This window comes from Klebsiella sp. HMSC16A12, from assembly GCF_001808265.1.
Lineage (GTDB): Bacteria > Pseudomonadota > Gammaproteobacteria > Enterobacterales > Enterobacteriaceae > Klebsiella > Klebsiella pneumoniae.
Window position 1 is genome coordinate 1 of the sequence record NZ_KV792586.1, and the last position, 18,283, is coordinate 18,283.

Below are 18,283 nucleotides of genomic sequence, written 5' to 3' on the forward strand. Positions count from 1 at the left end.
AAACATCAGGGTGAAGCCTTCGCCTAACAGGACGGCATTGTCAGTCATTGTCTTTCCTCTTGGTGAAAGTGTGAAAGAAACCAGGTCAGCATAAGCAAATCGGCGCTGCCGCCGGGGCTGAGGTTGCGGGTAATACAGTGATCATCGAATTGCTGTAATCGCGTGAGATTTTCGGGTGAGTGGATGCCGCCGTCGTTAAGCAACTGCTGCGCCTGACGTTGTAGCCAGCGCAGCCCGTTGATACCGCCGCGCGAGGCGACACAGGTATCGTCGTTGCGCGACATAATGAGCAGCAGGGTATTGAGCAACGCCAGTTCCTCGCTCAGACCTTCGCGTCGCAGCTGGCGATAGCGTGGCAGGGCGTGGTCGATAACCAGCGGGTATCCCGCCTGCGCTTCGCCACGCGCCCCGGTCAGGCCGGCGCTAATAAACAGCCGCTGTCCGGCAGTAAGCGGCATCCGGCCGCGAAGTTCCACCAGCTCGCGTTCGACGATACCGTGGCAAAATGTAGACACGGTGGCGGCCAGCGCGTTGGGGGTGAGCGGTTGCCCCAAAGCCTCGTGGCGCCCCAGCGCGGCGCAAAACAGCCCGAGCGTAAAGATGGCGCCTTTATGCGTGTTGACGCCTCCCGTTGCCTGCAACATTTCCGTTTCGCAGCGCAGCCCGATGGGTTTCAGGCGAGCCAGAACGCAGTCAGGATCGCACACCGCGCTGGCGGCTCCCTCTTCAAAAAACAGCGGGAAAATGAGGGCAATTTCGCTGGCGCTACGCAGAAAATCAGGTAACGCCATATCCTTGTGAGCGCCGGTATTTCTGCCGTCAACCAGACCAGGTTTCGGCGTCAACCGAGCTTCCGTTTGCATTGCCCTGCAGGCCAGCCTGGCGTAATAGCGGCTGCGATATGCCTGTGGCAGCTTTTCCTGACGCGCGACTGGCGCACCCCAGGATTCGGTAGGCACCGGGCGCATCATTCATCACGAACCTGATAAACGACATCGATAACCGAACCGTCCCGATAGCGCACGATGGCAACAGGCTTGTCGGTAAAGGCGATCGGCTGCGGCTCGTCCGTCAGCTGGCGCGCGCGGTCGCACAGCCATTCAATGGTGACGGTTTTCAGCCCTGCGGCCTCAAGGCGCTGCGCCAGTTCTGGCCGCGCCGGGTTGACCGCGACGCCGTGGTCGGTCACCAGGATATCCACGCTGGAGCCGGGGGTGATGCGGGTCAGGACCTTACCGACAACAGTCGGAATGCGTCCGCGCACCAGCGGGGCGACGATAATCGACAGCGCGGAGCCGAACGCAGTGTCGCAGTGTCCGCCCGATGCGCCACGTAGTACACCATCGGAACCGGTCAGTACGTTGACGTTAAAGTCGATGTCGATCTCCAGCGCGCTCAGTACAACGACGTCCAGTTTATTAACAGACGCTCCTTTGGAGCTGAAGTTAGCGTACTCGTTAGCACTGATTTCGATATGGTTTGGATTACGCGCCAGCGAACGGGCGGCGACGCTATCAAATCCCTGAACATCGAGCAGTCGCCGGATGTAGCCTTCTTCGTGCAGACCAACGATGGTGGCAGTAATGCCGCCGAGCGCAAAATCGGCGCGGATATTCTTGCGGCGCATCTTCTCGCCGAGAAAACGAGTCACTGCCAGTGCCGCGCCGCCGGTACCTGTTTGTAAGGAAAAACCTTCACGAAAATATCCTGATGCCTCAATCACCAGCGCTGCGTTCTGTGCAATTTGCAGCTCACGCGGATTGGTGGTCATGCGGGTTGCATCGGCGCCAATTTTTTCTGCGTCTCCTACACATTCCACCAGGACTACCAGGTCTACCTGATCCTGCCTGATGCTGGCTGGGTGGTGCGGGTAGGGGAGGATATCTTCTGTCAGCAGAATCACCTGATTCGCGTACTGTGCATCAACCATCGCATAGCCCAGGGAGCCGCAGGTGGCACTGCCGGTATAGCCATTGGCGTTTCCCATGTCGTCGCAGGACGGGACGCCGAGGAAAGCGACATCGATATTCAGCTCGCCGCTCTTCACCAGGTGGGCGCGACCACCGTGGGAATGAATCTGCACCGGGTGCGCCATCAGCCCGCGGGAAATTTCCTCCGCCAGCGGGCCGCGCAGCCCTGAGGTATATATCCGGTTGACCACGCCGTTGCGGATATGATCGACCAGCGGCGCATGGCAGGCGCTGAGCGAACTGGAGGCTAAAGTGAGATTTTTAAAACCCATTGTCGCCAGCTGATCCATCACCAGATTCAGCGTCAAGTCTCCGCCGCGAAAAGCGTGATGAAAGGAGATGGTCATGCCGTCGCGCAGGCCGCTGCGGCGTATGGCCTCTGTCAGTGATGCGCAGGTTTTCGCACGTCGCTGCTGGCGTTGGGTCTGTTTATCGGTATCGGCAAATGGCGTCAGTTCACCGATGATGCGGGATAAATCTTGAGTATGATTCATGGCGGTTTACTCCTCACGGACGCCGGAAAGTTCAGCGCGGGACAGCACCAGGTGGGCGCGAGCGATAATCGGGCTGTCGATCATCTTGCCGTTGAGAGAAACGACGCCCAGACCTTCTTGTTCAGCCGCTTCAGCCGCTTCAACCACGCGCTTAGCGTGATCGACATCTTTTTGTGTCGGAGCGTAGAGGTTATGCAGCAGCGTAATCTGGCGTGGGTTAACCAGTGATTTACCGTCAAAGCCGAGCTGTTTAATATGCGCGGCTTCGCGCAGGAAGCCTTCTTCATTGTTGGCGTCGCTGTAGACGGTATCAAATGCCTGAATACCCGCCGCGCGTGCCGCTTGCAGGATGGTGCAGCGGGCAAAAAGCAACTCGATACCGTCGGCCGAGCGTTCGGTACGGATATCACGCACGTAATCTTCCGCGCCCAGCGCAATGCCGATTAAGCGTGGAGACGCCAGAGCGATAGCCGGAGCCTGCAGAATACCTTTTGCCGATTCAATGGCGGCCAGCATACCGGTGCTGCCAGGCTTACGCCCGCAGTCGCGTTCAATGCGGGCGATCTCTTTTTCCATCGCAATGACATCATCTGCGGTATCGGTTTTTGGTAGACGGACGATATCGACCCCGGCGCGCACGACGGCTTCCAGGTCATCAATACCCCACTGCGAGTCCAGGGCATTAACGCGAACGATGGTTTCGACATCGCGATAAAGCGGGTGCTGTAAGGCGTGGTAGACCAGGTGGCGAGCAGCATCTTTTTCGCGCACGGCCACGGCGTCTTCAAGGTCGAACATCAGCGCATCGGCAGGATAAATAAAGGCGTTGCTCAGCATGGCGGCATTCGCGCCGGGGACGAAAAGCATGCTGCGGCGCAGGCGGTTTTTACGTTTTGGCGTCATTATTTTTCTCCCCAGCACAGCGTTAGCGCGCCCGCGCGCATCAGAGCGGTTTCCAGTCGTGCGCGCAGCACGCAGTCCAGCGCACCTTTGTCATCAACGATGATGGAGACGCCGCGAATCGCGTGTTGTTGCAGTACCGCAATCAGCGTGGCGCGGATGGCGTCGCCAAACTGTTTTTGTACCGAACTGGTGATTTCAATTTCCGGCGGTAGCTCGGGAGCCAGCGGTTCGATGCGGATTAAGGCATCGCTGGACTCCAGAGTCCCGGCCACGGCGGGGACAATCTGTTTCATAATGCTCCTGTAGGGGTTTGGGTCATGTTCGCCAGGACAGTTTTCTGGTGGCGCTTCAGATAACGGAGAGTGGTGTCAGGTACCAGAGGGGCTACCTCTGTAAAGCGATTTTGCTGCAGCAGGCGGCGTACCCTTGAAGCGGAAACGGGTGTGCCGTGCCACTGCAAACGTGAAATTTCCACAAGCTCCACCGGCGCGAAAGGGAGCTCCGGTGTACTCAGCCAGTGGCGCATATCCAGGTTATAGCGTGCGGTAATCGGGCAGAAGGGTTCATTCCCGACAACGCGGTGTGTGATACCCAGCACCGGGGCGATATATTGACGGAAAAGTGTAATATCGATTTGTGTGTAGCAGCGTTCGACGAGCGCCTGCTCTTTCAGAAAGTAGGCCGGAAAAGTGGCGCGCGAAATCATATATTGCGAGCCGGGATGTACCGTCAGTTTCACAATACCTTGTGTCGCTTCACGAACCAGCGCGAGGCGATCCGCAAACGGAAACTGGGCGGCATCTTCGTTGACCAGAAACAGGTGTAGCCAGTCAAAGTGGCTCGAGGCATAGCGAATAAGGTGCAAGTGGCCGTTGGTAAATGGATTAGCGTTCATTACGATGGCGGCAATATGCTTGCCTGGTTTACGCCATTGCGCCAGCTGTTGCAAATAACGAGTCAGACGCGAACCGCTATTTTCCATTAACACCATACAGCCAGGAATAGAAACCAGTGTGGTGAATCCGCAATGGTGAAATAGATTTTCGTTATGGCTGCGGGTGTAAACGAATAATGTACTGTTGCCGCTTTCCATCGCGAGATTAATCAGTTCGGTGACCAGTTTGAGCAATACCCCCTGACCGCGAAGCTGCGGGGAAATAGCAACGCATTTAATAATGTCGCCACTGATCCCACCGCAGGCAACCATTTCACCGTGTTGATGAAGAACAACAAAATCAGTAATGTGAGGGTCGATATCCAGATTGTTAGCCTGAAGGAAACGAGCTATTTCGATTATTTTTGCCGTATTTTTGCTGGTCACTCTGCTTATCATCGTGGTGGCATCCATTATCGACCCTCCTCTATCTTAATTAAAAAAAACATCAACATGATGGCGACGCTGAATAGTGCGAAGTACACGCGCATCGGCACGGTTTTAAACAGCAGAGTAGGACACTCTGCCGAGGCAAGAAGTGGCTAAGTTTCTGGATATTAAACGCAGCCGACCGGCGATGGTGCGCCAACATACTTGCCTGGCAGGTGATGACAAACTGATCCTGTGGGGCGAAACCTGGTATCGTGAAGAATATGAATTCCAGTACAGCACCTATCGGGATAAATAATGTTCTGACTTGCCACGCAGGGTGCCATAATGAGGTTCACAAGGCCAATGCAATTAATAAGTGTATTAATAAGCGAATTGCATTAATAACGGCTTGAGATTCAGCACAGGCAATAACCCGCCCGGGCCATAAATGAGCACTTATGATCGGAGCGGGGGGCATTTAACTGTGGGTTTGAAAAATCACTTCAGCGACTTTCTGAACATAGCTATCAAGACGATCGAATTTCAGATAATGATAAATGTGCTTATCTATCTTTTCTGTGAGGGCAAAATACTCTTCCGGCTGTGGAAGTTTACCGAGCCGTGCGGTGACCGCCGCCAGCTCCGCCGAGGCCAGATAGACGTTGGCTCCGGCTCCGAGACGGTTGGGGAAGTTGCGCGTGGAGGTGGAAACCACCGTCGCGCCATCCGCCACTCGCGCCTGATTCCCCATACACAGCGAACAGCCGGGGATTTCGATACGCGCCCCGCGCTGGCCGAAGACGCTGAACCAGCCCTCATCTTTTAGCTTGTTGGCGTCCATCTTCGTGGGCGGCGTGATCCACAGACGTACCGGAAGCTGGCCTTTGTGGGCGCTGAACACTTCGCCGACTGCGCGAAAGTGGCCAATATTGGTCATGCAGGAACCGATAAACACCTCATCTATAGAATGGCCCGCGACGGCGGATAGCGGTCTGACATCATCCGGGTCGTTCGGCGCGCACAGCAGCGGCTCATGGATATCGTTAAGATCGATATCAATGGTGGCGGCGTATTCCGCGTCGGCATCGGCTGCCAGCAACTGCGGGTCGTCAAGCCAGTTTTCCATCGCCAGAATACGGCGCTCCAGCGTCTCGCGATCGCCATAGCCTTCGGCGATCAGCCACTTCAGCAGCACAATATTGCCTTTGGTACTGTCGATAATCGGCATGCTGTTGAGCTTTATGGTGCATCCTGCCGCCGAGCGCTCGGCGGTGGCGGCGGTGAGTTCGAACGCCTGCTCAACGGCGAGGTCTTCCAGACCTTCGATCTCCAGGATGCGCCCAGAGAAGATGTTTTTCTTGTCCTTCTTCTCGATGGTCAGCAGACCTTGCTTGCTGGCGTAGTACGGAATGGCGTGGACCAGATCGCGCAGGGTGATGCCGGGGCGCATGTTGCCATGGAAGCGCACGCGCACCGATTCCGGCATATCCAGCGGCATGACGCCGGTGGCGGCGGCAAAAGCCACCAGACCGGAACCTGCCGGCAGGGATAAGCCTATCGGGAAGCGGGTATGGGAGTCGCCGCCAGTACCGACGGTATCCGGTAATACCATACGGTTGAGCCATGAATGGATCACACCATCGCCGGGACGTAGCGACACGCCGCCGCGTTCGCGCATAAAGTCCGCCAGGGTCTGGTGCGTCTGGACATCCACCTGCTTTGGATAGGCGGCGGTGTGACAGAAAGACTGCATCACCAGATCGGCGGAAAAGCGCAGACAGGCAAGGTCTTTCAGCTCATCGCGGGTCATCGGTCCGCTGGTATCAGGAGAACCGATGGAGGTGATTTTCGGTTCGCAGTAGGTTCCAGGGCGAATTCCCGCCACGCCGCAGGCACGGCCAACGATCTTTTGCGCCAGCGAGAAGCCGCGTGAACTCTCCTGCGCCGCATGGGCCTGGCGGAAAACATCGCTTTGCGGCAGGTTAAGCGCCTGGCGTGCTTTGGCCGTTAACGCGCGGCCGATAATCAGCGGAATACGCCCTCCGGCGCGGGCTTCATCAAGCAGCACGTCCGTTTTCAGCGTGAAGTTCGCTAACAACACATTGTCGTCGTGACGACGTATCTCGCCCTGCCAGGGATACACGTCGATGACGTCGCCCATATTCAACTGGCTGACGTCTGCTTCAATCGGCAGCGCGCCGGAGTCTTCCATGGTGTTGAAGAAAATCGGCGCAATTTTGCCGCCGATAACCATACCGCCGCCGCGTTTATTGGGCACGAAGGGAATATCTTCGCCCATAAACCACAGTACCGAGTTGGCGGCGGATTTACGTGAAGAACCTGTGCCGACCGTATCGCCGACGTAAACCAGCGGAAAGCCTTTTTCTTTTAGCTGGGCGATTTTTTGCAGCGGGCCGATAACGCCTGGCTGGTCCGGCTCAATGCCTTCGTGCGGGTTTTTCAGCATGGTGAGCGCGTGCAGCGGAATATCCGGGCGCGACCACACGTCCTGTGCCGGTGAGAGGTCATCGGTATTGGTTTCGCCCGGCACTTTAAAGACGCTAACCGTGATTTTTTCGGCAACGGCAGGGCGTTTTAAGAACCATTCTGCATCGGCCCAGGCGCGCATGACCTGCTGAGCATGGCGGTTGCCCGCGGCGGCTTTGGTCTCCACGAGTTGGAAGTTATCAAATATCAGCAAGGTGTGGGAGAGGGCGGCGACGGCGGCAGAGGCTAATTCAGGGCTATCTAACGCGGCGATCAGCGGCGGAATATTGTAGCCGCCGAGCATGGTGCCCAGCAGGGTAATCGCCTGCTCTTTGCCGATAAGCGGTGAAACGGCTTTGCCCTCGGCAAGCGCCGTCAGAAAAGCGGCTTTTACTTTCGCGGCATCATCGACGCCGGGCGGGACGCGATTAACAAAAAGGTCGTATAAAAACGCCTCTTCGCCGGCGGGAGGGTGTTGCAGCAGTTCGGTGAGTTTTTGTACCTGCCCGGCATCCAGCGGTTTGGCGACAAGCCCTTTTGCGGCGCGGGCAGCCTGATGTTGGCGGTATGCTTCCAGCACGATCGTCATCCTTTTATCTTGGGGATAAGCCCGGCGAAAGCGGTTTCGCCGGGACTTTGGTGTGCCTTAAGCCTGTCTGGCTAAGGTTTCCAGCAGGTAGTCGGTGAATTCCGCCGCGCTGGCGTCTTTGGTGTAGGTAGTGACGACTTTTTTGCGTTCGGTGACGGTGCACTGGATCAACGCTTTGCTGAGCTGGCGGCTCTTCTCACCGTAGCCGATGTGCGCCAGCAGCATGCCGACGGCGCGGATCAGGCTGCACGGATCGGCATACTCGCCGCGCCCTTCGCTGACCAGACCCGGCGCGGTGCCGTGGATTGCTTCGAACATCGCATAGCGGCTACCAATGTTAGCCGAAGAGGCTGTGCCCAGCCCGCCCTGAAGCTCGGCGGCGATGTCGGTGACGATGTCGCCGTACAGGTTCGGCAGGACGAAAACCTGAAGCCCTTTGCAGAAGGTCTCATCGCCCATGCGTGCGCACATGGCATCGACCAGACGATCCTGCACTTCGATATCAGGGTAATGTTCTGCGCCGACTTTGCGTACGCCCTGCAGGAAGTTGCCGTCCGCCAGCTTAACGATATTGGACTTGGTGATCACCGTGACGTTGGTTTTGCCGTTCTTCCTGGCAAACTCGAACGCCTGACGGGCGATACGCTCGGTGCCCGGCGCGGTCTGGACTTTGAAGTCCACGGCCAGATCGTTAGTCACCTGGATGCCTTTGTTGCCCCAGATATACTCGCCTTCAATGTTTTCGCGAAAGAACGTCCAGTCGATGTTCTTTTCCGGGATCGAGACCGGGCGTACTGCGGCAAACAGATCCAGCGAGCGGCGCAGCAGGCTGTTGGCGCTGACCATGTTCGGCCACTCTTCGCCCGGACGCGGGGTCACCATTGGGCCTTTCAGCAGCACGTCGCACTGTTTAACCTGCTCCAGCACGTTATCAGGCAGGCTCTGGCCCAAGCGCGCGCGGTCTTCTATGGTCATGCCGCTGACCGGACGCAGCTCCAGCTTCCCGGCGGCGATTTCATCTTTTGCCAGAAATTCCAGTACCCGCAACGCCTGCTTCATAATGATCGGACCGATGCCGTCGCCGGGCAGGATCCCGACGACGATACGTTCCAGCTGTGAAAAGTCTTTCGCTTCCCCAGCCTGCTTCATCGCTTCAATGCGCGCCAGTTCTGAGGTAATTAACTCGGCGAATTTTGCCTGAGCTTCTTCGATAAACGTCATAACAACTCCATGGATTTACTTATTGTTGCGAGCTTTGTTGTAGTTAATCAGGCAGCCTGCCTTAATAATTTCCCGTTCATCTTTGGTGACCGGCGCCATCGTCAGCTCAATTTCCTGTACCCGGCCGTCCTGGCGAATGACGAAGGCCTGGAAGGTGCGCGAGTCGGCATCCAGCGCGGCGCGAATGCCGGGAACGAAAATAGAGTCACCCACGTCAAAGGTCGGTTCGCCTACCATCTGGAACGGCAGCATTCCCCAGTTGATGACGTTTGAGCGGTAGCGTTTGGTGGCGTATTCCTCGGCGATGTTCGCCAGGCCGCCCAGCACGCGCTGGCAGCTTGCCGCTTGTTCGCGGGCGGAGCCGTCGCCGGGCTTCACGGCGTAAATCATGCTGCCGATCTCCACGTCCAGCGGTTTAATCTCCGCGAAGCCTGGAATAGACTGGATTTGGGCGAACACCGGCTGTAGCTCTTCGGCGATTTCTCCCTGCGCGCGGGCTTTCTCCAGCGCATGTACCGCCTTGCTGCGGCTGACGTATTGCGGATCGCGGCGGGACAGGGTGAACTCGGCCAGCCCCAGCGGGTTGGAGCGGTAGGATGAGGTTTCGCCGGATGGGATCAGTTCATCGGTGGTGGTTACCGGGTCCATGATGCGCGAGACAACTTTTAACAGAATGTTGTCGTGAAGCTGTTCCATTTCCGGCCAGTCTTTGATGTTCGGGCCGTAAACCAGTTCGGCGTCGTTGAGCTTCTGGTGGGTACCGATGTAGACGCGGCTGTGATACGGGGTCGGATCGAAGTCGTATTCCGGGACTTCAACCGGCGGTAAATCGGTGGATGGCGTGAGCAGGCCGCCGTTCGCCGCCGTGGCGGCGATTGAGCGGGCGTCCATCAGCGCGACGGCGGACATCTGGCCTACGCCTGGCTTGGAGCCTTCGCGGTTCGGGAAGTTACGCGTGGTGTGGCGGATACTCAGCCCGTCGTGGCAAGGGGTATCGCCTGCGCCGAAGCAAGGGCCGCAGAAGGCGGTACGGATAATCGCGCCTGCCGCCATCAGATCGGCAATCGCGCCTTTCTTCACCAGATCCATAAATACCGGCTGGGAAGAAGGGTAGACCGCCAGCGAGAAGGCATCGTTGCCGCAGCTCTTACCGCGCAGCATCTGCGCCGCGGCATAGACGTTGGAGTAGTTGCCGCCCGCGCAGCCAGCGATTATGCCCTGTTGAACCCGCAGCTTGCCGTTTTCCACATGTTTTAACAGCGAGAACGGGATCTGTTCCCCGGCGATTTGTTTGGCTTCTTGATCGACGCTGTGCAGGATGTCGGTCAGGTTGTCGTTCAGCGCGTCAATGGTGTAGACGTTGCTTGGGTGGAACGGCAGGGCGATCATCGGTTTGATGGCGCTTAAATCGACGTGTACGCAGCCGTCATAGTATGCAACATCGGCCGGATCCAGGCGCTGATAGGCTTCCGGGCGGCCATGCTTCGCCAGGAAGCAGTGGGTGTCGGCATCGGTACGCCAGATGGAGCTGAGGCAGGTGGTTTCCGTGGTCATCACGTCGATGCCGTTACGATAATCGGTATCCATGGTGGAGACGCCCGGTCCGACGAACTCCATCACTTTGTTTTTCACGTAGCCTTTCTCGAAGACCGCGCCGATGATCGCCAGCGCCACGTCGTGCGGCCCGATGCCCGGCTGCGGCTTGCCGGTCAGATGAATCGCGATGACGCCCGGATAAGCCACGTCATAGGTGTCGTTAAGCAATTGCTTAACCAGCTCGCCGCCGCCTTCGCCGATCGCCATCGTCCCCAACGCGCCGTAGCGGGTATGACTGTCGGAACCGAGGATCATCTTGCCGCCGCCGGCCATCATTTCGCGCATATACTGGTGGATAACCGCCAGATGCGGGGGAACGTAGGTGCCGCCATATTTTTTCGCCGCTGACAGGCCGAACATATGGTCATCGCTGTTAATGGTGCCGCCGACGGCGCACAGCGAGTTATGGCAGTTGGTCAGCACATAAGGGATTGGGAAGTAGGTCATGCCGGACGCTTTTGCCGTCTGCACAATGCCGACAAAAGTGATGTCGTGAGAGGTGAGGGCATCAAACTTCAGCTTGAGCCGCGACATATCGCCGGAGGTGTTGTGCGCGTTGAGGATTGACCATGAGATGGTGCCTTTTTGCGCTTCGGCTTTGTTCAGAGACGCCGGGGCGTTTTTCTCTTCAACCACTTCGGTGCCGTTCAGCAGGTAAACCCCGCCATCGGAAAGCTTGATCATAATTGTTCCTTTTATAATTTGGTTAATTCGCTCACGTTGCGGCTGGATTTAGTCGCGGATATACACCATGCCGTCCATAATTCTGCGGGCCGTTCTTTGTACGGCGACGCCGGGCACGTCCGTGCTATCGCCGTTTTGCACCAGCGACGGATACATTTTCATGACTCCGCTGGGGTGCCCGATGCGTACACCCTGGTTCCAGTCGCCAACGGTGACGATGCGCTGCACCAGGCTGCCGGGAAGAAACGCCGCCACGCTAATGGCGCTGGCGGAGGTGAGAGGGCAGGCTTTATGGCATTTGAAAACGGAAATCACGCGGGCGCATAAATCCATTTCCTGCTGCTGGGTTGGCTGGCCGGAAATATCCGCATAGCTTTTCGGCGTGGTGACCATACCGACTTTAGGCACCGCCGGGCTGTTGTCGCGCGCGTCGTCGAGATCTTTGGCGAAGCCCATCAGGCAGGCCGCAGTACCGCGAATTTTTTCCAGCAGGTCGCTGACGGCCTGATTCTGGTTGATGTCGTCGGGCAACTCGCTGCCTGTCAGGCCGATATCTTCCGCGCGCACCAGCACCATCGGGTTGCTGATGTCGAGGATCGTGGCTTCAATGTCCCCGTGGCCGGGGATAGATAAAACATCGAGAGTATTGCCGGTTGGCAGCAGCGTGCCGGTTTTCGAACCAGCTGGATTGAGGAAATTGACTTTCAGTTCTGCGCAGGTGCCGTCAACGCCGGCAATCTGGCAATCGCCGTCCAGCGCGAAGGTGTTGTTTTCGCACGGCACGGTGATATCAATGCGTTTTCCGGTATTGTGGTTGAGCATTCTGACCGTGGCGATGGGCTCAACGGCCGGGATCAGACCTTCTTCAATCGCGTAGGGGCCGACCGCTGCGGTCATATTGCCGCAGTTGGATTTGTAGTCGACCTGGCTTTTGCCAACGATAACCTGGCCGACAAGGTACTCCACATCCACGTCAGGCAGTTCGCTTTTCCAGACGATGACGATTTTGTTATTAGAGGAAACCGTACCGCCCATACCGTCGATTTGTTTCGGGTCGGGGTCGCTCATCGCCTGCAGAAAGATATGATCCCATTGGCCGCGATCGGCAGGCAGATCGTCTTTTAAAAACATGCAGCCTTTACTGGTGCCGCCGCGCATAAAGACCGTTCTGAATTTTCTCATAGGGGTTCCTGAGGGGATAAATTTTAATCATCCAATTGAGACTCCTTGATAAAGGCAAAATGTTGGCATTTCCTTATGCCAACATTGTGATTTTTGCGCCGGTTTGACCGTCGTTACTTCGCGTTCTTACTGGCGACGTGGCGCAACTGGCCGCCGTCGATCACGATTTCGATTTCTCGCGGCGTAAGGTCGACGTTGAGCGAAACTTCGCGGTTTTTGGTCACGTTTTTCAGCAGCACACAGCGCTGGCGCAGCCCTTCATGGAAGTTTTCGATACGCAGTTCGTCAAAGGTCTCGAAACAGGCGTAATCTTCCGGGTTAGCGAAAATCAGCGGCACCACGCCGTGGTTGACGAGGTTGTTTTTGTGGATACGCGCCATCGATTTGGCAATGACCGCTTTGACGCCCAGGTACATCGGCGCGATGGCCGCATGTTCGCGGCTGGAGCCCTGACCGTAGTTTTCGCCGCCGATGATGATGCTTTTGCCCAGTTCTTTGCAGCGATCGTGGAACTCTGGATCGATGCGGCCATAGCAATATTTGCTGATCTCTGGGATGTTGGATCGCAGGGCGGAGAACTGCGCGTTGGCAGGGGTAATATCGTCGGTGGTGATGTTATCGCCGCGAACCGCAGAAACCTGAATGGTCAGCGTATCCGGCAGCGGTTCGTTGATTGGCATCGGTTTGATGTTCGGTCCGCGAATCACTTCGACTTCTTCACCGTTTTCTGCCGGGGCCAGGATCAGCCGATCGTCGATGATATAGTCATGTGGTTCGACAATATCGTTGAGCACCGCGACATCAACCACATCGCGCGGGTCGGAAATGTAGCCAGCAATGGCCGATGCGGCGGCAATTTCCGGGCTGGACAGGTATAGCTTCGCGTTCAAATGACCGCCGCGGCCTTTGAAGTTACGGTTAGAGGTGCGCAGAGAAACGCCATCGGTGGAAGGCGCCTGGCCAATGCCGCAGCACGCGCCGCAGCCGCAGTCGATAACGCGCGCGCCTGCAGCAATGAGTTTGCCGATGATGCCGTCGCGTAACAGCATCTGATAAAGCTGGCGGCTGCCCGGCGCGACGACAAAGCTCACTTCCGGATGAGTAAAGCGGCCTTCCATAATCGCCGCCGCTTTGGCGAAATCGGTATAGGAGGCGTTGGTGCAGCTGCCGAGGAACACCTGGTTGATTTTCACGTCGCGGCAGTTGCGCGCTTCGGTCACGTTATCCGGCATATCCGGCATCGCCACCAGCGGCTCCAGCGTGTTAAGGTCGATATCAATATAGTCGTCGTACTCGCAGCCTTCATCCGGCTGTAATGAAATCCAGTCCTGCTCGCGATTCTCTTTAATAAAGAACTCACGGGTCACTTCATCACTGGGGAAAATAGAGGTGGTGGCGCCCATTTCCGCGCCCATATTGGTGATGGTTGAGCGGTCGCGGATGCTGATATGCTCCACGCCTTCGCCGGTATATTCGTAGACTTTGCCCAGTCCGCCTTTGACCGTTTCACGGCGCAGCATCTCCAGAATAATGTCTTTTGCCGAAACCCCCGGCTGCATACGACCGTGCAGGCGTACGTTAATCACTCGCGGCATTTTCAGCCAGGTCGGCTCGCCCGCCATCGCCAGCGCGACGTCCAGCCCGCCTGCGCCAAGCGCCATGGCGCCAACCGCGCCGCCGGTTGGCGTGTGGCTATCGGAACCCAACAGCGTAATCCCCGGACGGCTAAAGCGTTCGAAGTGCACCGTATGGCAAATACCGTTTCCGGCTTTGGATAAATAAATGCCGTGTTTTTTGGCAACGGTCTGTAAATAAATATGGTCGTCCGGGTTTTTATTATCGGTATACAGCATATTGTGGTCGATATAGCTGACCGAACGCTCTGTTTTTACCTGTGGAATACCTAAAGTTTCAAATGCCAGATAGGCTGGGGTGCCGGTGACATCATGGGTTAAAGTATGATCGATGCGAATACTAATTTCTTCACCTGCAACCATATTGCCGCTCAGCAAATGTTGAGCAATAATTTTCTGGGTAATATTCTGTTTCATTTTCTAATCCGTTAACAAAATAGAGCGTAAATACCGGTAATCGCCATCACAAAGCACAAAATCATTGCGGCGAAGGCCCAGGCGAATAGCTCAATAAACATTTTGCTGGGGGTGTATTTCTGCTCTGCTTCTTTATTGGTGGCGACGCCGGACATAATGAGTGCGCCGGTGGTGGATACCGGGCTGACGCCGGAGACGGTACCGCCAACGACGACCATGGCGACCAGTTCAATAGCGGAAATATTCGCGCCTAAATGTTCGACGATACCCTGACAGGTCGGGATTAATGTTGGGAAAACCACGCCTAATCCAGAACTGAAAAAGGACATAATCGCGGCGGTAGTGACCATTACCGATGAAGCGGTGGTTTGATTCATTACCGTGGTTAAGGTTTTCGCCAGCAGTGAAATACCGCCGGACTCCATCACCACGTTCATTAACAGGCCGACGCCGCATACCAGAATTAAGACTGACCATGGGATACCCTTGATCGCCGCATTTTCGTCACCAGCACCCAGCGCAGAAAGAATGGCGCCAATGACGAAAGCCGTTAAACCAACATTCAGGGAGAAGACGACGGCGCAAATTATCAATGCGAGTAATCCTGCCAACGAGCACCAGTGAACGGTGGTAAACTTCGGCGTGGCGTTGATTGTGCTATCTGCGGCATTGATATCCAGATCATCAAGGCGCCAGCCCCGATACCAGACGTAGCAAAGTATGGCCATCAGAACGGAGGTGATGAACAGGCACAGCCAGACCGGGAACAGTGATGGTGTAAGCTGCTGTTTGTCCATTAATTCCATGACCAGCACGCCTTCCGGCGTGATTTGTGTTATGCGTCCGCCAAATACGCCGCACTGACCGATAATCGCCATCATGATCGGGTTGAGCCGGGCCTGAAACGCGATAGGTATCGCAATAACCGGAACTATCGCCAGCACCGGAATGGCGCCAGGGCCTACGGCGCACAGCACAAAGCCAACGATATAAATAGCGATTGGCAGTAGATTGCGTTTATGAACAGCACCAACAATCTTTTTCGATAATATCTCCAGGGTTTTATTGTTATGCAGTATGCTAAATAAATAGGTTACTCCCAGCATCGTCAGAAATAAAGAAACGCTAAAACCTTTGAATAACTTTGCTGTTGGAATGTGGTAGGCCAGGCTTAAGATAAAAGCGAAGGCTACCATAATAATTCCCACGTTGGTCTTCTTATAAAAACCAATAATAATGGCGATAAATATCGCTAACAGCGAAATAATCGCGAGATTAGGCATAATGACTCCCGATTACAGCGATTTAAAAAGGATGCAAACTGGGCTTTCCGTCGCAACAACGGGTTGTAATTGCGTCAGGCTGCCAGTAATATTATCGAAAGCATATTGGATAATGGTATCGCTATCTTCGTTAGCGACAAATAACCGATCGCCAGCATCGTTAAACGTAATAAAACGCGGCGTCAGTCCGGGTACTTTCATGGTTTCTACCCGGGTTAGATAGCCAGTCAGAGGATTAATACGGAAGATGGAAAGCGATTCGTGAATCCGGGTGGATTCAATAACCCATTTTCCGCTTTTATCAACCAGCACGGCGCTGGACTGCCCTTCGCCGGTATAGGTTTCCGGCAGTACCGGGATAATCTGCTGCGGTTCAATTTTTCCGCTATTTTGGTCGAAAAAGAACCAGGTTACGGTATTGTCTTTTTCATTAACCAAATAGCAATATTGATTATTCGGATGGATCGCCATATGGCGCGGTTCAGAATACTCTCTGGCACGGAAGTAATCGGTTTCGATTAATGAGCCATCTTCCGGGTTGAATTTAAGTACGCTGACGCCAGCGTAGCCGATAACACGGCCCTGCTGCGGCACGAAAAGGTAGTTTTTTTCCTGATCCCAGATACACTGATGCGCATGAGAGATGGATTCATTGGTTTTTCCAGGAAAACGCCAGACGGATACGACTTCGCCCAGGGCGCCATTTTCTTCCCGGCGGACGACGTAAACTGCACCGCCTTGTAGGGTGGCAACTAACAGATAACGGTTGGTTTTATCCGCGGTAATAAATACCGGGTTTTTACCGTCATCAAGTGTTATTTTGTTAATGTAAGTAAGTTTTCCATCCTCAGGGTTAATGGCGTAACTGGTAACTTCAGTATAATCACCGTGAACAGAATATAAGAAATTTTTCGTATTGTCGAAGGTCAGGTAAGATGGGTTTTCCTGTTCTTTTAACGTCTGGATTTTCGTCCAGTTGCCGGTATCATCATCAATACTCCAGACGCTTAGCCCTTTCCCTCTCGCATTACGTAACGCCGTAGTTCTGCTTCCAACGTAAGATACAGACATAAGTGTTCCTTTATTAAAGTAAGAATTTGTTCTCTTATTTGTATTTGTATTTGTTATGTGAATATAACTTCATGAGTAATTCTATAGTTGCTGCTATGGTGTCATTTTGGCGAAAGAGATATAAATCATTTTTGTGTCTCAATTGATAACCATTGTGCATTAATAATATGTTCTGTATGTTGCCAGATTTAACATAATGGGTCGTGTTGGGCATGATTTATAATCAATGTGTTAATAAACAATGAATGATGGTGGGGGGGCGATCGCATTCAGAGGATGAAAGTTGGAGACGGTTATGCACCCTTCAGGCTAAAAATAATGAACTGCATCACAAAGTCATCGGGAAAACACGTTTTATATTTGGCCTTTATTGCAATTTTGCTTTAGTCGGCAGAAATTAATCATAGTCATCTTGTGATAAGTAAGTATTATTTGGTTGTTTTATGTGCCTGGTGTTTCATTTCTGTAAAAAGGATCTTCTATGAAGAGCGAGCTATTAGGGACAAAAGCCTTTGTCACTATTGCTGATTTCGGTTGTTTTACTCGGGCAGCGGACGAACTCAATTTATCGCAACCGGCATTGACGCGTAGAGTTAAAAAATTAGAAGAGCACCTTAAGGTTTCCTTGTTTGAGCGCACAACACGCAAAGTGACCCTGACCTATGCCGGGAAAGCGCTGCTGCCGCACGCGCGGGCACTACTGGACTACATGGATAATGCCATTCTTAGTGTTCAGGAACTGGCCGCTCATCAGAAAGGGGTCATTAAGTTATCCTGTATTCCCACGGCGACTTTTTATTTTCTCCCCCTTGTGCTCGAAAAATTTAACTCACTTTATCCTAATATTCGCGTTCATATTCATGAACAGGCGACGATGGATAGTTTAGATTCGCTGATGAGTGGTGAGACGGATTTTGGTATCAATATGAACCGCGTGACACATCCCCAAATTTCCTTCACTCCTCTTGTTGATGAACCCTATATTCTGGTTTGTCGCCGCGATCATCCGTTGGCAACAAAGAAGCTGGTTGAGTGGAACGAGCTGGCCTCCCATCGGCTGATAGGTATCAGGCGTACCAGTGGGAACCGGATACTGATTGAACAAGAGATCGCGCAGACCGCCGGAACGCTGGAGTGGTTTTATGAAGTTCGCCACTATTCAACGGCGATAGGCCTGGTGGAAGCCGGGCTGGGGATTGCGGCACTGCCTTGTATGGCGATGTCGCATCATCAACACGAATCGCTGGTCAGCATCCCGCTTGTCGAACCGGTGATCCGTCGTAGCATTGGCCTTATTCGACGCAACGATGTGCCGCTGTCGCCAATAGCGGAGAGATTGGTTAATTTGTTTCTGGAAATGTGGTTTGAACGCAAACCTGAAAAATGGACGGCGCCTTTTGATTTATTTTCGCGATAAGCGCCGGGTTTTTGCAGCTTCCAAAAGGA

Annotated in this window: 14 protein-coding genes; 2 read left to right on the plus strand and 12 right to left on the minus strand. The window is 54.6% G+C overall.

All coding sequences use genetic code 11. The features are described from left to right. Positions 1–44: 44 nt before the first annotated feature. Genes citG through citC form a run of 5 tightly spaced genes read right to left on the minus strand, consistent with a single transcriptional unit; the run spans position 45 to position 4,715 of the window. The gene (gene citG, locus HMPREF3140_RS09685; RefSeq protein WP_032105470.1) at positions 45–968 is read right to left on the minus strand and encodes a triphosphoribosyl-dephospho-CoA synthase CitG; all 924 of its coding nucleotides are present in this window, start codon (positions 966–968) and stop codon (positions 45–47) included. Continuing rightward, on the minus strand, positions 968–2,464 hold the full coding sequence (gene citF, locus HMPREF3140_RS09690; RefSeq protein WP_032412717.1) for a citrate lyase subunit alpha: 1,497 nt from the start codon (positions 2,462–2,464) through the stop codon (positions 968–970). The genes citG and citF overlap by 1 nt, the downstream gene beginning before the upstream one ends. Positions 2,465–2,470: 6 nt before the next feature. Next, entirely contained in the window at positions 2,471–3,367 is an 897-nt protein-coding gene (gene citE / locus HMPREF3140_RS09695; RefSeq protein WP_016528922.1) for a citrate (pro-3S)-lyase subunit beta, read from the minus strand. After that, positions 3,367–3,660 carry a citrate lyase acyl carrier protein gene (gene citD, locus HMPREF3140_RS09700; RefSeq protein WP_032412721.1) on the minus strand — a complete coding sequence of 98 codons (294 nt, stop codon included), beginning with the start codon at positions 3,658–3,660 and terminating at the stop codon, positions 3,367–3,369. The genes citE and citD overlap by 1 nt, the downstream gene beginning before the upstream one ends. After that, positions 3,657–4,715 (minus strand): [citrate (pro-3S)-lyase] ligase, encoded by a 1,059-nt coding sequence (citC, locus tag HMPREF3140_RS09705; protein WP_032412723.1) that lies wholly within the window; start codon positions 4,713–4,715, stop codon positions 3,657–3,659. Before citC ends, citD begins: the two co-directional genes overlap by 4 nt. A 124-nt stretch (positions 4,716–4,839) precedes the next feature. On the opposite strand from citC, the gene HMPREF3140_RS27205 reads away from it, so the two are divergent. Continuing rightward, entirely contained in the window at positions 4,840–4,989 is a 150-nt protein-coding gene (locus HMPREF3140_RS27205) for a GntR family transcriptional regulator (protein ID WP_016528919.1), read from the plus strand. A gap of 162 nt (positions 4,990–5,151) precedes the next feature. Here HMPREF3140_RS27205 and acnB read toward each other — a convergent pair whose 3' ends face one another. The 7 genes from acnB to HMPREF3140_RS09740 all read right to left on the minus strand — a co-directional run bounded on the left by acnB (position 5,152) and on the right by HMPREF3140_RS09740 (position 16,837). Continuing rightward, positions 5,152–7,740: a bifunctional aconitate hydratase 2/2-methylisocitrate dehydratase gene (gene acnB / locus HMPREF3140_RS09710; RefSeq protein ID WP_139146160.1), complete on the minus strand. Its 2,589-nt coding sequence runs from the start codon at positions 7,738–7,740 to the stop codon at positions 5,152–5,154. Positions 7,741–7,806: 66 nt separating this feature from the next. Beyond that, on the minus strand, positions 7,807–8,970 hold the full coding sequence (locus HMPREF3140_RS09715) for an isocitrate/isopropylmalate family dehydrogenase (RefSeq protein WP_032412729.1): 1,164 nt from the start codon (positions 8,968–8,970) through the stop codon (positions 7,807–7,809). A 15-nt stretch (positions 8,971–8,985) separates the two neighbouring features. Further along, positions 8,986–11,250 carry a hydratase gene (locus HMPREF3140_RS09720; RefSeq protein ID WP_016528916.1) on the minus strand — a complete coding sequence of 755 codons (2,265 nt, stop codon included), beginning with the start codon at positions 11,248–11,250 and terminating at the stop codon, positions 8,986–8,988. A gap of 48 nt (positions 11,251–11,298) precedes the next feature. Then, on the minus strand, positions 11,299–12,432 hold the full coding sequence (locus HMPREF3140_RS09725) for a 2-methylaconitate cis-trans isomerase PrpF family protein (RefSeq protein WP_032412733.1): 1,134 nt from the start codon (positions 12,430–12,432) through the stop codon (positions 11,299–11,301). Positions 12,433–12,545: 113 nt separating this feature from the next. Further along, positions 12,546–14,483 carry an aconitate hydratase gene (locus HMPREF3140_RS09730; protein ID WP_070552957.1) on the minus strand — a complete coding sequence of 646 codons (1,938 nt, stop codon included), beginning with the start codon at positions 14,481–14,483 and terminating at the stop codon, positions 12,546–12,548. Between the two features lie 11 nt (positions 14,484–14,494). Continuing rightward, a complete protein-coding gene (locus tag HMPREF3140_RS09735; protein WP_032412738.1) occupies positions 14,495–15,766 on the minus strand; it encodes an SLC13 family permease in 1,272 nt (423 codons plus the stop codon). Between the two features lie 12 nt (positions 15,767–15,778). Further along, the gene (locus HMPREF3140_RS09740; protein ID WP_032105226.1) at positions 15,779–16,837 is read right to left on the minus strand and encodes a lactonase family protein; all 1,059 of its coding nucleotides are present in this window, start codon (positions 16,835–16,837) and stop codon (positions 15,779–15,781) included. 481 nt (positions 16,838–17,318) lie between these two features. Between HMPREF3140_RS09740 and HMPREF3140_RS09745 the strand changes: the two genes are divergently transcribed. Then, a complete protein-coding gene (locus HMPREF3140_RS09745; protein ID WP_032105227.1) occupies positions 17,319–18,254 on the plus strand; it encodes a LysR family transcriptional regulator in 936 nt (311 codons plus the stop codon). The last annotated feature ends 29 nt before the right edge of the window (positions 18,255–18,283 follow it).

Excerpts from the sequence above, each read along its gene's own strand:
- citG (WP_032105470.1), bottom strand. The coding sequence starts at position 968 with ATGCGCCCGGTGCCTACCGAATCCTGGGGTGCGCCAGTCGCGCGTCAG.
- citF (WP_032412717.1), bottom strand. The coding sequence starts at position 2,464 with ATGAATCATACTCAAGATTTATCCCGCATCATCGGTGAACTGACGCCA.
- citE (WP_016528922.1), bottom strand. The coding sequence starts at position 3,367 with ATGACGCCAAAACGTAAAAACCGCCTGCGCCGCAGCATGCTTTTCGTC.
- citD (WP_032412721.1), bottom strand. The coding sequence starts at position 3,660 with ATGAAACAGATTGTCCCCGCCGTGGCCGGGACTCTGGAGTCCAGCGAT.
- citC (WP_032412723.1), bottom strand. The coding sequence starts at position 4,715 with ATGGATGCCACCACGATGATAAGCAGAGTGACCAGCAAAAATACGGCA.
- HMPREF3140_RS09715 (WP_032412729.1), bottom strand. The coding sequence starts at position 8,970 with ATGACGTTTATCGAAGAAGCTCAGGCAAAATTCGCCGAGTTAATTACC.
- HMPREF3140_RS09720 (WP_016528916.1), bottom strand. The coding sequence starts at position 11,250 with ATGATCAAGCTTTCCGATGGCGGGGTTTACCTGCTGAACGGCACCGAA.
- HMPREF3140_RS09725 (WP_032412733.1), bottom strand. The coding sequence starts at position 12,432 with ATGAGAAAATTCAGAACGGTCTTTATGCGCGGCGGCACCAGTAAAGGC.
- HMPREF3140_RS09730 (WP_070552957.1), bottom strand. The coding sequence starts at position 14,483 with ATGAAACAGAATATTACCCAGAAAATTATTGCTCAACATTTGCTGAGC.
- HMPREF3140_RS09735 (WP_032412738.1), bottom strand. The coding sequence starts at position 15,766 with ATGCCTAATCTCGCGATTATTTCGCTGTTAGCGATATTTATCGCCATT.
- HMPREF3140_RS09740 (WP_032105226.1), bottom strand. The coding sequence starts at position 16,837 with ATGTCTGTATCTTACGTTGGAAGCAGAACTACGGCGTTACGTAATGCG.
- HMPREF3140_RS09745 (WP_032105227.1), top strand. The coding sequence starts at position 17,319 with ATGAAGAGCGAGCTATTAGGGACAAAAGCCTTTGTCACTATTGCTGAT.